The 14,604-nt window shown below is 58.1% G+C and carries 15 protein-coding genes; 8 read left to right on the plus strand and 7 right to left on the minus strand.

Annotation, left to right across the window (positions count from 1 at the left end):
- Window positions 1-46 precede the first annotated feature (46 nt).
- Window positions 47-658 (minus strand): TetR/AcrR family transcriptional regulator, encoded by a 612-nt coding sequence (locus tag CJU81_RS11095; protein WP_095036630.1) that lies wholly within the window; start codon window positions 656-658, stop codon window positions 47-49.
- Window positions 659-775: 117 nt separating this feature from the next.
- On the opposite strand from CJU81_RS11095, the gene CJU81_RS11100 reads away from it, so the two are divergent.
- The 4 genes from CJU81_RS11100 (at window position 776) to CJU81_RS11115 (ending at window position 4,861) form a co-directional block, all read left to right on the plus strand.
- Window positions 776-1,981, plus strand: coding sequence for an MFS transporter (locus CJU81_RS11100; RefSeq protein WP_095036631.1), 1,206 nt, complete (start codon window positions 776-778; stop codon window positions 1,979-1,981).
- Between the two features lie 184 nt (window positions 1,982-2,165).
- Window positions 2,166-3,389 (plus strand): SfnB family sulfur acquisition oxidoreductase, encoded by a 1,224-nt coding sequence (locus CJU81_RS11105; RefSeq protein WP_095036632.1) that lies wholly within the window; start codon window positions 2,166-2,168, stop codon window positions 3,387-3,389.
- Between the two features lie 2 nt (window positions 3,390-3,391).
- Window positions 3,392-4,057, plus strand: a complete 666-nt coding sequence (locus CJU81_RS11110; RefSeq protein WP_095036723.1) for a methionine ABC transporter permease — start codon at window positions 3,392-3,394, stop codon at window positions 4,055-4,057.
- Window positions 4,058-4,090: 33 nt separating this feature from the next.
- Window positions 4,091-4,861: a MetQ/NlpA family ABC transporter substrate-binding protein gene (locus tag CJU81_RS11115; protein ID WP_095036633.1), complete on the plus strand. Its 771-nt coding sequence runs from the start codon at window positions 4,091-4,093 to the stop codon at window positions 4,859-4,861.
- Window positions 4,862-4,867: 6 nt separating this feature from the next.
- Here the strand turns inward: CJU81_RS11115 and pcp are convergent, their stop codons facing one another.
- The 3 genes from pcp to CJU81_RS11130 are packed head-to-tail and all read right to left on the minus strand — an operon-like array spanning window position 4,868 to window position 7,192.
- Complete coding sequence (gene pcp / locus CJU81_RS11120; RefSeq protein WP_095036634.1) at window positions 4,868-5,506, minus strand: pyroglutamyl-peptidase I; 639 nt, start codon at window positions 5,504-5,506, stop codon at window positions 4,868-4,870.
- A gap of 7 nt (window positions 5,507-5,513) precedes the next feature.
- Window positions 5,514-6,464, minus strand: coding sequence for a DUF979 domain-containing protein (locus CJU81_RS11125; protein ID WP_095036635.1), 951 nt, complete (start codon window positions 6,462-6,464; stop codon window positions 5,514-5,516).
- Window positions 6,461-7,192, minus strand: coding sequence for a DUF969 domain-containing protein (locus CJU81_RS11130; protein WP_095036636.1), 732 nt, complete (start codon window positions 7,190-7,192; stop codon window positions 6,461-6,463). The genes CJU81_RS11125 and CJU81_RS11130 overlap by 4 nt, the downstream gene beginning before the upstream one ends.
- A 306-nt stretch (window positions 7,193-7,498) precedes the next feature.
- Between CJU81_RS11130 and CJU81_RS11135 the strand changes: the two genes are divergently transcribed.
- Complete coding sequence (locus CJU81_RS11135) at window positions 7,499-8,419, plus strand: LysR family transcriptional regulator (protein ID WP_095036637.1); 921 nt, start codon at window positions 7,499-7,501, stop codon at window positions 8,417-8,419.
- A 409-nt stretch (window positions 8,420-8,828) separates the two neighbouring features.
- On the opposite strand, the gene CJU81_RS11140 is transcribed toward CJU81_RS11135, so the two are convergent.
- Window positions 8,829-10,016: a methionine gamma-lyase gene (locus CJU81_RS11140; RefSeq protein WP_095036638.1), complete on the minus strand. Its 1,188-nt coding sequence runs from the start codon at window positions 10,014-10,016 to the stop codon at window positions 8,829-8,831.
- Between the two features lie 124 nt (window positions 10,017-10,140).
- Here CJU81_RS11140 and CJU81_RS11145 point away from each other — a divergent pair, with 124 nt between their 5' ends.
- Together CJU81_RS11145 and CJU81_RS11155 are read left to right on the plus strand one after the other, a co-directional pair.
- Complete coding sequence (locus tag CJU81_RS11145; RefSeq protein WP_095036639.1) at window positions 10,141-10,611, plus strand: Lrp/AsnC family transcriptional regulator; 471 nt, start codon at window positions 10,141-10,143, stop codon at window positions 10,609-10,611.
- 518 nt (window positions 10,612-11,129) lie between these two features.
- A complete protein-coding gene (locus tag CJU81_RS11155; protein ID WP_095036640.1) occupies window positions 11,130-11,663 on the plus strand; it encodes a DUF3087 family protein in 534 nt (177 codons plus the stop codon).
- Window positions 11,664-11,821: 158 nt separating this feature from the next.
- Here the strand turns inward: CJU81_RS11155 and ppnN are convergent, their stop codons facing one another.
- A complete protein-coding gene (ppnN, locus tag CJU81_RS11160) occupies window positions 11,822-13,195 on the minus strand; it encodes a nucleotide 5'-monophosphate nucleosidase PpnN (RefSeq protein ID WP_095028244.1) in 1,374 nt (457 codons plus the stop codon).
- 235 nt (window positions 13,196-13,430) lie between these two features.
- Between ppnN and CJU81_RS11165 the strand changes: the two genes are divergently transcribed.
- Window positions 13,431-13,751, plus strand: a complete 321-nt coding sequence (locus CJU81_RS11165) for a YbjQ family protein (RefSeq protein ID WP_095002452.1) — start codon at window positions 13,431-13,433, stop codon at window positions 13,749-13,751.
- Between the two features lie 47 nt (window positions 13,752-13,798).
- Here CJU81_RS11165 and CJU81_RS11170 read toward each other — a convergent pair whose 3' ends face one another.
- Window positions 13,799-14,344 (minus strand): DUF1269 domain-containing protein, encoded by a 546-nt coding sequence (locus CJU81_RS11170; RefSeq protein ID WP_016780418.1) that lies wholly within the window; start codon window positions 14,342-14,344, stop codon window positions 13,799-13,801.
- Window positions 14,345-14,604 lie beyond the last annotated feature (260 nt).

The following is a 14,604-nucleotide window of genomic DNA, read 5'->3' on the forward strand; positions in this document are numbered from 1 at the left end:
CTGCCCAATGACGAATACTGATTGGCCGATAACCAGTGCTCATCCCTTATGCGCGCGCGGCATCCCAAGCGCTCATCACCTGGGTGATCGCAGCATCCAGTACGGCATGGGCTACACCATCCCGGGCCAGGGTGGTCAGGCCCAGCAGAAAACTCTCGAACACCGTGGCCAGCGCTCTGGGATCGGTCTGTGCGGCAAGCTCACCCTCACGGATGGCGCGCTCGGCACACGCAATAAACCCGGCCCGGTTACGCGCCCTTGCTTCGGCCAGAGGTGCGCTTATCGCCACCGCTTGCGCTGAGCTGGCACTCATCAGCCCCAGAGCCACCAGACAACCCCGTGGGTGACCCGGCTCACATTGCATTTTGGCGGAGCTGCGCAACGTTCGCTCGATCGCTTCGCGCGGGGGCAGGCGAGTGTCGAACAGGCTTTCGGTGACCCTGCCGTGGCTGTTCAGGTAGCGCGTCATGACCTCTTTGAACAATGCCTCCTTGGAGCCGAAAGCCGCGTAAAAGCTGGGCGCGGAAATGCCTGAGCCCATATTGGCCTTGAGTTGGCTCAGCGATGTCGAGTCATAACCGTGCTCCCAGAACAGGTGCATGGCCTGGGTAATTGCCGCGTCCCGGTCAAATTTGCGCGGGCGTCCCATCTGTGCCATTTGAGTCTCCTTCGTAGCGAGATATAAATACTAGTCGATACAAAAGTCATTGACCAATATTTCCCTGCGCCCTACATTTGTACCTATCGATACATAACTAGCAGGAGCAGAGCACCCATGGGCAAAGAGCAAAACACCACTGAGCGATTACCCATGGGGGCGCTGCTGGCGCTGGCCATGACCGGTTTTATCTGCATTGTTACCGAGACATTGCCCGCAGGCCTGTTGCCGCAAATCAGCAGCGGCCTGCAAGTGTCATCGGCGCTGGCGGGGCAGATGGTTACCGTTTACGCGCTGGGCTCCCTGCTGGCGGCCATCCCCTTGACCATCGCGACCCAGGGCTGGCGGCGCCGCAATGTACTGTTGCTGACGATTGTCGGGTTTCTGCTGTTCAATTCGATTACCGCGTGGTCGTCTGAGTACGGAGTGACCCTGATTGCCCGCTTTTTTGCCGGTGCATCAGCCGGATTGGCCTGGAGCCTGCTGGCAGGTTATGCCCGGCGCATGGTTGCCCCGCACTTGCAGGGCCGGGCCATGGCAGTGGCGATGGTGGGCACCCCGATTGCCCTGTCACTGGGCGTGCCATTGGGCACCTGGCTGGGCGCGCTGGTAGGGTGGCGTACGGCATTTGGCCTGATGTCGGCCCTGACCCTGGTGTTGATGGCCTGGGTAGTGCTCAAGGTGCCTGATTATCCCGGGCAGTCAGCTTCGCAACGGATCGGTTTGCGACAGGTGCTGCTGACACCGGGAGTGCGCTCCGTGCTTGCAGTGGTACTGACCTGGATGCTGGCGCACAACATGCTCTACACCTATATCGCGCCTTTCGTGGCATCGGCGGGCCTTGCCGATAAGGTCGATAGTGTACTGCTGGTCTTCGGGCTGGCGGCGTTGCTGGGGATCTGGCTGACCGGGCGACTGGTAGACCGGCATCTGCGTAAGGCCGTCATGGCTTGCCTGGCGACATTTGCTGCGATTTCGCTGCTGTTCGGTTTTTTCTCCCAGTCGGTGGCTGTTGTATATGCAGGGATTTTTGTTTGGGGGTTGTCCTTCGGCGGTGCCGCCACCCTGCTGCAAACCGCTCTGGCCGATGCGGCAGGCGAGGGCGCCGATGTTGCGTTGTCGATGAACGTGGTGGTGTGGAACAGCGCCATTGCCGCCGGGGCATTGACCGGTGGCATATTGCTCGATCAATTCGGGGTGAGCGTCTTCCCCTGGGTGTTGCTGGTGTTGTTGCTGGTCGGGCTATGGATAGTGTTCAGTGCCCGCGCCCATGGTTTCCCTCAAGGGCACAGGCAGGCGGGGGCGGCGGTTGTCGGTCATTAGGCCGATCGCAGTGTTTGTCAGGCAACAGTTGCTGCGCAGACTGTTGCCCTGGCAACGGCGAATGTTTTTTTGTTTCTATAAGTTATTGATATTTAAATAAAAATTAGATGGCATGGATTCTGCTTTGAAGCTTTTAACGGTTGCATCTGCCAGCGACCCACTAAAAGCAAGAAGAGAGAAGTTCATGTCGTACAACCCTGCCGATGCCCCTTACCCGCTGTCAGTTGCCAACGCGCATATCATCCGCACGGATGCCGAAGCCATCGAGATCGCCCATAAAGTGGCGACGTTTTTGCTGGAGGGCGATGCCGAGCGTGATCGGCTGCGCCAGGTGCCTGCCGAGGTGGTGGATGTGTTTTCCAACAGCGGCCTGTGGGGCATTACTGTGCCCAGGGAATACGGCGGCGCGCAGGTGTCGTATGCGACGCTGGCCGAAGTGATCACCATTATTTCTGCTGCAGATGCTTCCCTGGGGCAAATTCCGCAAAACCATTACTGCCTGCTTGAAGATATCCGCCTGCAAGGCACGGATCAGCAAAAGACCTTCTTCTTTGCGCTGGCGCTCAAGGGTAATCGTTTCGCCAATGCCATTTCGGAAACCGGCGGCAAGACCGTGCAGGACATCCAGACGCGCTTCGCCCGTGACGGCGACGAGGTGGTGGTCAATGGTCGCAAGGGCTATTGCACCGGCTCCCTGTACGCCCACTGGCTGGGGGTACTGGCGCTGGATCACGAGGACAGGGCGCACCTGGCTTTTGTACCGCGCAACAGCCCGGGGCTGACGGTTGTGGATGACTGGTCGAGCATTGGCCAGCGCAACACGGCCAGTGGCACGGTGCTGGTGCAGGATTTGCGGGTGGCCGACTTCAACGTTTTCAAGACCTACCGCTCTTACGCGAACCCGACGCTGGCGGGGCCTTTTGCGCAGATCACTACGGCTGCCATTGACGCCGGAATCGCTCGGGCGGCGCTGCGTGACACTCTGGTGTTTGTCCGTGAACAGGCAAGGCCCTGGATCGACTCTGGCCTGGAAAAGGCCAGTGACGACCCCTTGACCATTATCCAGATCGGCAAATTGAGCATTCAACTGGACGCCTCTGAAGCCTTGCTCGAACGGGCCGGCAGAGTCATGGACAGCGTGCGTGCAAACCCCGATGAGGACGGTGTAGCCCGCGCCTCGGTGGCGGTGGCCAAGGCCAAGGTGCTGACCACTGAAATTGCCCTGGAAGCCAGTACCCGCCTGTTTGAACTGGGTGGCACGCGTTCTTCGCTAGCGCGCCACAACCATGACCGGCACTGGCGCAATGCGCGGGTGCATACGTTGCACGACCCGGTGCGCTGGAAGTACCACGTGGTCGGCAACTGGCTGCTCAACGGGGTCAACCCGCCACGCCACGATTGGTCATGAACATGCTTGAGCTGCTGAGCCACCTCAATTGGGCGGAAATTGCCCGGGCCTGCCTCGCCACACTCAGCATGCTCAGTGTGGCACTGGGTTTTACCGTGCTGCTGGGCATGCCGCTGGGCGTGTTGATGTTCCTCACCGGCAAGCAGCAGCTTCATGCCAGGCCCGGCGTGTACCGGGTGCTGTCGATGCTGGTGAATGTGTTCCGCTCACTGCCCTTCATCATCTTGTTGATCGTGCTGATCCCCCTGACTGCTTTTCTCACCGGCACTTCGCTGGGGGTGAAGGGGGCTATCCCGCCGCTGGTGGCGGGTTGCACGCCGTTTTTTGCGCGGCTGGTGGAAATCGCCCTGCGTGAAGTCGACCACGGTGTGGTTGAAGCCACCCAGGCCATGGGTGCCAGCACCTGGCAGGTGGTGTGGCACACCTTGCTGCCCGAGGCGCGCACCGGGCTGATCGCGGCCATCACCGTAACGGCCATCGTGCTGGTGGATTACACCGCGATGGCGGGAGTGATCGGTGGCGGCGGGCTGGGGGATCTGGCGATCCGCTTTGGTTATCAGCGTTTTCAGACGGATGTGATGGTGGTCACCGTAGCACTGCTGGTCTTGCTGGTGCAGGGCCTGCAAATAAGCGGCGACCGTCTGGTGCTGCGTTACAGCCGTCGTTGAGGCGGCCCTTTAATTTCTGTTCGGAGTTGTGCCATGAAAAAGCTTGTTGCCCTTGCGGCTGTTTTTGCTGCACTCACGGCCCATGCCGGAGAACAACTGGTGGTTGGGGCAAGCCCGGTGCCTCACGCCGAGATTCTGGAGTTCGTCAAACCTGAGCTGGCCAGGCAGGGTGTTGACCTGGATATCAAGGTCTTCACCGACTTTATCCAGCCCAACGTGCAATTGGCCGAGAAAAACATCGACGCCAACTACTACCAGTACCGGCCGTTCCTGGACGAGTTCAACAAGACCCGCCACACCGATCTGGTGCCGGTGGTCGGCGTGCATATCGAACCGTTCGGTGCGTATTCAACCAGGATCAAACAGCTGTCCGAACTCAAGGACGGCGCGTCGGTGGCCATCCCCAACGATCCGGTCAATGCCGGCCGCGCACTGGTGCTGCTGGATGAGGCGGGGTTGATCAAACTCAAGGACCCGAGCAACACCCTGTCGACGACACGGGACATTGCGCAGAACCCCAAGCACCTGAAAATCCGAGAACTGGAAGGGGCGTTGCTGGCGCGGGCGGTGAACCAGGTTGATCTGGCATTCGTGTTTGCCAACTACGCGCTGGAAGCGGGCATCGACACCAACAGTGCGTTGATCGTGGAGAAGGGCAAGGATCTATACGTTGAGTATCTGGTTGCGCGCCCGGACAATATTCAAAGCCCGGCCATCCAGAAACTGGCCCGCGCACTGAACTCGCCGCACGTGCGCGAGTTCATTCTGACCCGCTACAAAGGCCAGATCGTGCCGGGATTTTGAGCGCCGTTAGCTGACCTGACCGCCGCTTTGCCGTACATCCTGCACGGTGTTCAGCGCAGTTGTCAGCGCGATGCGCAGCCCCTCAATCTGGGTTGAGAGGGGCATCGATGGCCCACCGGATCGAGCCGCCTGTTCCGGCAGTTCAGGGACGTGGATAAAACCGCTGCGCACCGCCGACCCGGCCAGCGCATGTTGCAGGCAGTAGAACACCTGGTTGCAGACGAAGGTGCCCGCCGTGTGCGATACCGATGCGGCAATGCCTGCGGCCTTCAGCGCCTGCACCATGGCCTTGAGCGGCAAGGTCGTGAAGTAGGCGGCTGGCCCTTGCGGCACCACGGGCGTGTCGATCGGCTGCTCGCCCAGGTTATCGGGGATGCGCGCATCGTTGAGATTGATCGCCACCCGCTCGATGCACACGTCGCTGCGGCCAGGGCCCAGGCCTACGGCGATCACCAGTTCAGGTTCGAACTCCTCCAGCAACTGCTTGAGCCGCGCCGGTGCCTGGGCAAATACGCAGGGCAACTGGCGGGCGACTATGCGGATGTCGTCCTGCAGCCTGCCGTCCAGGGCGCGTACGGCCTCCCAGGACGGGTTGATGGTGTCTTGATCGAACGGTTCGAATCCGGTCAGCAGTACAGTGCGCATGGGGCCCTCACATCAACAGGTAAAGAAGCACGATATTGACCACCAGCATCATCAGCGCGGTGGGCATTTGTGCCTTGATCACCGCATATTTGTCCGGCAGCTCCAGCAGGGCCACGGGGACAATATTGAAGTTGGCCGCCATTGGCGTCATCAGTGTGCCGCAGTAGCCGGAAAACATGCCGATTGCAGCCATCACAGCCGGGTTGGCATCGTAGATGCCGACCAGTACCGGCACGCCGACCCCGCCGGTCATTACCGGGAATGCTGCAAAACCGTTGCCCATGATGACCGTGAACAGTGCCATGCCCAGCACGTAGACCATCACCGCTACCAGGCGATAGTCCATGTTGATGTAGGCGGTGGTGACATGAGCAACGGCGGTACCGACCCCGGCGTCATTGAACAGCAGGCCAAGCATGGCGAGCATTTGCGGCAGCACCATGGTCCAGCCCAGCGCTTCGGTGAGACGGCGTGATTCGCGCAAGCCTTGCAGCGGGGTGTCGCGGGTCAGGATGCAGGCCAGCACCAGGGCCACCATACAGCCGATGCCGAGGGACACGAACGTGGTGTTTTTCGGGTCAAGCAGTGGCACGCCACCGATCTGGGTGTTTTTCAGCAGGATCGAACCAATCACTGTCACCAGAGGAATCGACAGGGCCGGGATAAACAGCTTGTGCCCCAGACGGCCAGCACTGGCCCGTGCTGCCTTGACATGCAACTCGGCGTGGGTGCCACGGCCAACGCCGCCAATACCTGCAATGCCGGCCATGACCAGCACGCCAATACCCACCACGAACGGCGAAAGGCGATCGCCAATCAGGAACACCATGGCGAACAATGCCCAGAACAGGCCGCTGGTCCAGCGTTTGGGGTGGGTGCGGTCGGTCAGGATCATGCCTGCGGTGATCAGCAGCAGCACACCGGCCAGCCAGTAGAAGTACTCAATGGAAATAATCATCGTGCCAGCTCCTGAGCTGCGTCAGCTTCTTCGCGGGCAACTTCGGCCATGCTGCGCTCCAGCATCAAGTCAAAGCGATACAGGCGCAGGGCATGCACGATAAAGGCGCAAATCGCCGTCGGAATTCCCCAGAAAGCAATGTGCAGCGGCTCGACATCAAGCCCCGAACCCAGCAGGAAGGTGTGCATCAGCGCGATTGCGCCGAAGGCCACAAAAACGTCTTCGCCAAAAAACAAACCGATGTTGTCGGTGGCGGCACACATGGCCAGGACTTTCTGGCGCACGGGAGCAGGCAGCTTGCCGTACTTGTTTTCGGCAGCCCCCTCGGCCATCGGGGCCAGCAGCGGCCGGACCATTTGCGGGTGCCCGCCGAGGCTGGTCAAGCCCACGGCGGCGGTGGTCTCACGCACAAACAGGTACATGATCAACAATCGGCCGACCGTTGCGCGCTGGAAGCTGGCGATCCAGTTTTGCGCGTGCAGGCGCAGACCGTGACGCTCCAGCAGGCCGATCACGGCCAGGGGCAGCAGCAGAATCAATTGCAGGGCGCGGGTTTGAAGGAAGCCTTCCCCCATTTCACTGATGATCTTTTCCAGCGGGAAGTTGGCAGCAAGGCCGGTGACGATGGCGGCCGCACTGACCACCAACAGGGGGTTAAAGCGCAGCACAAAGCCGATGATGATGACGAACACGCCAATCAAGGGCCAAAGATTTACGACGGTTTGCATGAGGGGGCAATCCCTTTAGCTGATTACCGCAGCACCAGGGCAGGCTGGCGTGGGCAAGTCGAAAGCGGTCAGGCGCACTTTCGAAAAATCGGTACGCTGCCGGACTCAGCGTGTTTTTTTATTTTTGACACTCTGCGAGCATCATTGGCCGTTATGGTTGGTGGCTTTGGGTTGCGCGTCCAGTCAATAAAAGTTGTCACCCCTGAACAGAAAAGTTTTATCAATCACCGACTTAAGCCGACTGGCAGGTCACTGCGGCAAGGGTTTACAGTACTGCCCTGGTTTTGATTGGGTGGGGCGTCCTGTATGAACATGCGATTTCTTCTGACATTCGTCTGGGTAGCGCGCCTTGGCAGTTTTCGACTGACCGCCGAAAAACTCTCCAGTACCCAGGCAGCCATTTCCAGTCGTATTTCGGTGCTCGAAACCGAGCTTGGTGTGCAGCTGTTCCAGCGCGATTCGCGTGGGGTCAACCTCACCCGTGAAGGCCATCAGGTGCTGGGTTACGCCGAGGAGATGCTGGCGACCCAGCAGCGCTTGCTGCAATCGCTGGGGCAGGCCGACAGGTTTGCCGGGCGTTTGCGCATCGGCGTTATGGACACCGTGATCCATAGCTGGCTGGGTGATCTGATCAGTGCACTGAGCCGCGACTACCCCCAGGTCGAGGTTGAGCTGACCGCCGATACGGCACTGAACCTTAATGAACAATTGCTTAAAGGTCAGCTGGACCTGATTTTTCAGACGGATCTGTTACGCGCCGACGGTGTGCGCAATGTACAGCTGGCCAGTTACCCGTTGAGCTGGATTGTGGCCAAGGACGCTGTGCTGAACCGCAACTACCATGACCTGGCGGATCTTTGTGAGGAGCGTTTGCTGACTTTTTCACGCTTGTCGCGGCCGCATCAGGACATGCTCAACTTTCTGCACCAGCACGAGATTGCCGCGCCACGCATCAGTTGCATCAACTCGGTGGCAGCGATTATCAAACTGGTGGCGGACGGTTTTGGCATCGGCGCCTTGCCGCCGGTTCTGGTCAGCCGTGAGCTGCAGAGCGGGGCCATGATTGCGTTGCCCATCGAGACGGCACCGGGCTTTGCAGTGTATGCCAGTTGGCGCACGGGGGCGGGGCTGGAACTGAATGAAGCGGTCGTCAGCTTGAGCCAGACGGTAGTCGCCGAATACCAGCGCAGCGTTGTGCCTGAACACTTTGTGCTGCCGGGCATCTGATCCGTATTTTTTCACCTTAACTGCGCCTGTTATGTATGCAGGCAGCGGCGCAAAATTCTCCTCAACCTTTCGAGACAGACGAGGACGCGAGTACACAGCAGCGCGTGTGTGTGCCCGGTTGATGCTCTGCGCCTGTTTTATTACGAACGACTGACGGGAAAACATCATGAACAAGATGGCTTGGTTTTTGGGCGGTTTTTTGGTGCTGACCATCGGCATCGGTATTTTGGCGACGATCCCGCCGGGTTGATAAATTCCTCACGACATGTAGTCGCTGAGGAGCGAAGCGAGGCTGCGATCGGCGGCGCAGCCGTCGTGAGATCAGTGCATGCGATGCTTCAGATCAACCGCGTGCCCAGGTTTACGGTCGCTTCGCGACCGATCGCAGCCTCACTCCGCTCTTCAGCGACTACAACGCCTGCTCTATATCCGCCAGCAAATCGGCAACGTCTTCCAGCCCCACAGCCAGGCGCACCAACCCTTCACTGATCCCGTGCCGTGCCCGCTCCTCCAGGGTGTAGGTAGAGTGAGTCATGCTCGCCGGATGCTGCGCCAGTGATTCGGCTCCGCCCAGGCTGACTGCGCGGCTGAACAGTTGCAGTGCATTCATAAAGCGCTTGCCCGCAGCCATTCCCCCTTTAAGTTCAAAGGCAATCATGCCCCCTGGCAGTTTCATTTGTCGGGAAGCCAGGGCGTATTGCGGGAAAGTGGGTAGGCCGGGGTAGGCAACCCACTCCACGGCAGGGTGATCCTGCAGCATCTGCGCAATGCTCTGGGCGCTGCTGCAATGGCGATCCATGCGCAGGGCCAGGGTTTTGATACCGCGCATGAGTAAATGCGCATCATGGGGCGACAAGACTGCTCCGGTCAGGTCCTTCAAGCCTTGCAGGCGAATCCGGTCAGCCAGGTGCTGGCTGGTGAGCACCATGCCGGCGGTGATATCGCTGTGCCCGCTCAGGTATTTGGTGGCTGAATGCACCACCACATCGGCGCCCAACTCCAGTGGCCGCTGCAAATACGGGGTGCAGTAGGTGTTGTCGATCACCACCAGCAGGTTGTCGTGGTTGTGGGCGATGCGCGACACAGCAGGGATGTCGACCAGTTGCATGTTCGGGTTGGCCGGCGTTTCGAAGTAGATCATTCGTGTTGCCGGGCTGATCGCTGCTTGCAGTTCGGCGGGGTTGGCCATGTCCACATGCTTGACCACTACCCCGAACTCACCGATGCCGTGGTGCAGCAGGGCAAAGGTGCAGCCATACAAGGTACGGTTGACGATGATTTCATCGCCGGGGCGCAGCAGGGTCCAGAAGGTGGCGGCAATCGCGCCCATGCCGGAACTGAACGCCACACCCGCTTCAGCGTTTTCCAGCGCCGCCATGCGTGCTTCCAGCAGGGCCAGCGTCGGATTGGATATGCGGGTATAGAAATAGCCGTGCTCTTCACCGGAAAAACAGCCTGCTCCGTATTCGGCCGTGGCAAAGGCAAAGGTCGAGGTCATATAAACAGGGGGGATTACTGCTCCGTTGTGTTCCAGCGAGTTGTAACCGTAGTGGATGGCGCGGGTAGAAAAGCCGAAGTTGTTGTTCTTGTCGTTCATGGCGAACTCTCCGATATTTCCTACAATGCTATGCTTTAAATGAACGTGGAAAATTCCAATTTTGCCTGTAAATACGGCGCTTCTTAGGACAAAAAACAGCAACGCAGACAGGGAGGGGTAATTTATGCCAAACGCTCTGGACAGAACCGATAAAGCCTTGCTTTGCGCGCTGCAGGGCAATGCCCGACTTACCGTTGCAGAGTTGGCCGAAAGCGTTTCATTGACCACTTCGCCGTGTTGGCGACGGGTAAAAATGCTGGAAGATAGCGGAATCATTACCGGTTATCAGGCAGTTCTTTCGCCTAAAGAGCTGGGTTATGGGGTCACGGCGTTTGTCAGTATCATGATGGCTTCTCACTCGCAAGAAGTGGCCAGAAGCTTTGAGCAACGGTTATTGGATATCCCTGAAATCGTCGCCTGTCACAACGTATCGGGGCGTTACGATTTTTTATTGGAAGTCGTGGCCAGGGATCTTGAGTCGTTCGGCGAGTTTGCCCGTGAAGTCCTGCAAGCCTTGCCGGCGGTGAAGGAAATTTATTCGAGTTTTTCGTATAAGTCGGTCAAACCATGGCGAAAGGTGCCAGTTGAAGGCTGAGCGCACTCAAGCGTAGACTGGTTTTGTTAATAAGACGTATGTTGACCAGCATGATATTTGTTAATGCATTGCTCATGTTGAGAGATCCTTCTCGTTGTATGAGTCAATAGTATTAGTGGGGAAGATTGAAAATTGCAGGTTGAATCTTGGGTGGTTTGTAAGTTTTTTTGTGAGTTATATAGTTTTGGTCTGGTTGCTCTTTTTGTGACGGCTGGTGCGCGGTTTTAGTGCTTGGCTTTTACTTTTAATTGCATTGAATAAGAGTAAAAAACCCTGTTGAATCGCGTGGGCAGTGGCGTCGGCGGGCTGGTACTGGAGTTCGCGCAATATCAATACGCTGGCAGACGGGGATGATTTCGAGCGCGTGACTAGGGCTCATCAATGCTGGCCTCAATGGTCAGGCCCACCGTGTGGCGCTGTACCGCGAAGCATTGGGTTTATTGCACGCCAGAGCGGCTTGATCAGGCCATAATGCCTGCGCACTTTGCCCGCAGCCATTTTGGAGCCATAGATCAGTGATGTTCGAGATTAAGCCGATAGACCCCGAAGCATATCGCCAGCAAACTCGCCGCAGTACGCTGTATATCGCGTTGACGTTCGTGCTGCTGGCGCTGTTGCTGTCCGGCTTGCTGGTCATGGTTTTGGGTGTCGCGGGTGGCGACAATTTTCGCTTGAATCTGACCGGGGTCATTATTGCCCTGGTCACGACTATCCTTCTGGTGCGCTACCTGTTCTGGTCTCAGCCCTGGATGGCGCCCGCAGTCTACGGCTGGCAGCTCAAGCGCAGCCTGATGAAGGTAACCAATGTCATGCATCACGTGACGGCGGGAGTCATGGCGGGAGATGTGACGGCGATTAAGCTGCTGCGCTTTTATCACCTGGGGGTGACCCAGATGTACCAGCTGGACGCCAACTCCAGTGCGTTAAGCCAAATGGGACGTGAGATTGATTTGCACAAGGCGCGACTTGAGGCGCTGGGCATCGACACCGAGCAGACCCGACTCGATCCGCAGTGGCTTGATGCGGTGAAAAAGTTTACCCCACTGAAGTAATGCTGCTCACCAGACCTGCGGTGTTTGTGTGGGGGCGAGCCTGCTCGCGAAGTTCGTAAACGATAGCCTGTCTTTACGCGATAATGGCGACGATCGGGAGGTCTTCACCAGCAGGCTCGCTCCCACAGTTGGGGCACGCGAGCCTTGTAGGGTGAGGTTCAGCTGACGACGCGGTAGCACGGCTCATATGCAGCGCCGCCCGGCAGTTTCATGCGGTGTTGTTCAACAAATGCCTGCAGCAATTTGTCCAGCGGCTTCATCACGGCAGCGTCACCGTGGATCTCGTAAGGCCCATACTGTTCGATCAGATGGATGCCTTTCTCTTTGACGTTGCCCGACACAATCCCGGAAAAAGCCTTGCGCAAGTTGATGGCCAATTCATGTGCTGGCATATCGCTACGCAGTTTCAGGCTGGCCATATTGGCGTGGGTCGGGTCGAACGGGCGCTGGAAGCCTTCGTCGATTTTCAATAGCCAGTTAAAGTGGAAAGCATCGTTGCGCTCGCGGCGGAACTGTTTTACCGCCTTGAGCCCGGCGGTCATATGACGGGCTACTTCGGCCGGGTTGTCGATGATGATCTGATATTGCTGTTGCGCTTCTTGACCCAGGGTGGCGCCGACAAACTCATGCAGTTGCTGCAGGTAGGGTTCGGCTTCCTTGGGGCCGGTCAGGACAACCGGGAACGGCACATCCTTGTTTTCCGGGTGCATCAGAATGCCGAGCAAATACAGGAATTCTTCTGCTGTGCCGGCGCCGCCCGGGAAGATAATCACCCCGTGACCGACCCGGACAAAGGCTTCAAGACGCTTTTCGATATCCGGCAGAATGACCAGTTCGTTGACAATGGGGTTCGGCGCTTCGGCAGCAATGATGCCCGGCTCGGTCAGGCCCAGATAACGGCCCCCGGTCAGACGTTGTTTGGCGTGGGAAATGGTCGCGCCCTTCATCGGCCCTTTCATCACACCGGGACCGCAGCCGGTACAGATATCCAGGCTGCGCAGGCCCAGTTCGTGGCCGACCTTTTTGGTGTATTTGTACTCTTCGGTATTGATCGAGTGGCCACCCCAGCACACCACGATTTTCGGTTCGACGCCCGGGCGCAGCGTGCGGGCATTGCGCAGCAAGTGGAACACGTAGTCGGTGATGCCCGCAGAGCTGCTCAGGTCGATGCGCGGGCTGTCCAGGCCGCTCTGGGTATAGACGATATCGCGCAGGGCGCTGAACAACATCTCACGGGTGCTGGCGATCATTTCGCCGTCAACAAAGGCGTCGGCGGGGGCGTTGAGCAGTTCAAGACGCACACCGCGGTCTTGCTGGTGAATCCGTACCTCGAAATCCTGGTAGGCCTCAAGGATGGTCTTGGCGTTATCGACGTGAGCGCCAGTGTTCAGAATTGCCAGTACGCACTGGCGGAACAGTGTGTAGCTGCTACCTGAGCCCACCTCACTCAGCTGTTGTACTTCACGTTGGGAAAGTGTTTCCAGACTGCCTTTCGGGCTGACCGAGGCGTTGATGACTTGTCTTTGGACCATTGCGAGCTTCCTTGAGCGGGGTCGAAAAATTGCTTGGCGCAGCTTTTGAGTTCATGCCATCAGTGCGAGCGAGGCGTCCCGACTCTTGCGTCTTTGGGTTGTGTTTCTTCAAGCATAGTAGCCTTGGCCGTGTAATTAAAAGAGCCTTCAGTTATCTCCCGTTACAGTACCAGCAGTGAGTGCGGCAGCGATAAGATAACCTCGCAAGTCACTGAAACAGAAAAAGGACAGGCAAATGATCATCACCACCACACACAGCATTGACGGCAGAAAAGCCACTGAATACCTCGGGATTGTCAGTGCCGAATCGGTCCACGGCATCAATGTGGTGCGGGATTTTTTTACCGGTGTGCGCGACTTTTTTGGTGGGCGTTCTCAGACGCTGGAGCGAGCGCTGAAAGAAGCGCGAGCAGAGGTCACGGACGAAATTCGTGACAGGGCAAAAGCCATGGGAGCAGATGCGATTATGGGGCTGGGGTTTGAAATCAGCATGCCATCAGGTCGTGGCGGCATGCTGGTGGTGTTTGCCACGGGCACGGCTGTGCGCTTGAATTGAGGCTTGGGGTTTCGACCGCGCAAGGCGGTCGAATGGGCCCGTACGGTTTAAACCGTTTTCGCCAAAGGCACGCCGGCAGTGGTTTTGGACAGTGCGTCCTGCAGTTTCTGCTCTTGCTCGGGGGACAGGGAGGTACGCAAGACCTTGCCCTTGAAGTCCGAGTCTTCCAGTTCTTTCAGTACTTTTTCCGGCTGGAACTTGCGCAGCAGAACGAACAGGGCCGAGGAATCATTGGGAATGGTCTCGCTCAATGACTTGATGAAATCGTCATCGATCCCGTAATCGCTCAACGAACCTGACAGGGCGCCAGTACCAGCACCCAACGCGCCACCGATGGCAAAGCCGGCCAGCGGGTTGAGAAACAGCAGCCCGACCAGTGCGCCCCACAGACCACCGGTGACCAGGCCTGAAGTGGCGCCGATCGCGGTCAGATTTACACTCTGCTTGATATGGATCTTGCCTTCGGCATTACGCACCACAATCACTGCATCTTCCAGCTCTACCAGGTGCTCTTTGCTCAGCGAAACCATCTTGGTGAGGGCACGATCTGCTTTTTCGGTGTCTGAAAATCCCACTACGATTAAATCGGACATGTCTTTCATTCCTTGATGGTACAGGTCCAGCCCGGCGAAGGGCTGAAGGGTGGAGGAGTTTCTCAAGGCGTCGCAATGCAAACACCCTGGTGCGCAGTGGTTCAGCTGTCTGGAGCCTGCTGCGAGGAATGAGCGTGGTCGCTAACCGTGAAACGGTCAAGTCGACAAGACATATCTCTTGAAAAAGAGAACGCTGCGGCAAGGGCAGGCAGTGCCGTGGCAGGTGCGGTGTGCAAATGGGTTGAGGAGGGCTGGCTGAG

The sequence above is a fragment of the Pseudomonas fragi genome (assembly GCF_002269505.1).
Lineage (GTDB): Bacteria > Pseudomonadota > Gammaproteobacteria > Pseudomonadales > Pseudomonadaceae > Aquipseudomonas > Aquipseudomonas fragi_D.

Coding starts and splice junctions, on each gene's coding strand:
- CJU81_RS11165 (WP_095002452.1), top strand. CDS start 13,431: ATGATCATCACCACCACACACAGCATTGACGGCAGAAAAGCCACTGAA.
- CJU81_RS11145 (WP_095036639.1), top strand. CDS start 10,141: ATGCCAAACGCTCTGGACAGAACCGATAAAGCCTTGCTTTGCGCGCTG.
- CJU81_RS11105 (WP_095036632.1), top strand. CDS start 2,166: ATGTCGTACAACCCTGCCGATGCCCCTTACCCGCTGTCAGTTGCCAAC.
- CJU81_RS11135 (WP_095036637.1), top strand. CDS start 7,499: ATGAACATGCGATTTCTTCTGACATTCGTCTGGGTAGCGCGCCTTGGC.
- CJU81_RS11155 (WP_095036640.1), top strand. CDS start 11,130: ATGTTCGAGATTAAGCCGATAGACCCCGAAGCATATCGCCAGCAAACT.
- CJU81_RS11100 (WP_095036631.1), top strand. CDS start 776: ATGGGCAAAGAGCAAAACACCACTGAGCGATTACCCATGGGGGCGCTG.
- CJU81_RS11125 (WP_095036635.1), bottom strand. CDS start 6,464: ATGATTATTTCCATTGAGTACTTCTACTGGCTGGCCGGTGTGCTGCTG.
- ppnN (WP_095028244.1), bottom strand. CDS start 13,195: ATGGTCCAAAGACAAGTCATCAACGCCTCGGTCAGCCCGAAAGGCAGT.
- CJU81_RS11130 (WP_095036636.1), bottom strand. CDS start 7,192: ATGCAAACCGTCGTAAATCTTTGGCCCTTGATTGGCGTGTTCGTCATC.
- CJU81_RS11095 (WP_095036630.1), bottom strand. CDS start 658: ATGGCACAGATGGGACGCCCGCGCAAATTTGACCGGGACGCGGCAATT.
- CJU81_RS11115 (WP_095036633.1), top strand. CDS start 4,091: ATGAAAAAGCTTGTTGCCCTTGCGGCTGTTTTTGCTGCACTCACGGCC.
- pcp (WP_095036634.1), bottom strand. CDS start 5,506: ATGCGCACTGTACTGCTGACCGGATTCGAACCGTTCGATCAAGACACC.
- CJU81_RS11140 (WP_095036638.1), bottom strand. CDS start 10,016: ATGAACGACAAGAACAACAACTTCGGCTTTTCTACCCGCGCCATCCAC.
- CJU81_RS11110 (WP_095036723.1), top strand. CDS start 3,392: ATGCTTGAGCTGCTGAGCCACCTCAATTGGGCGGAAATTGCCCGGGCC.
- CJU81_RS11170 (WP_016780418.1), bottom strand. CDS start 14,344: ATGTCCGATTTAATCGTAGTGGGATTTTCAGACACCGAAAAAGCAGAT.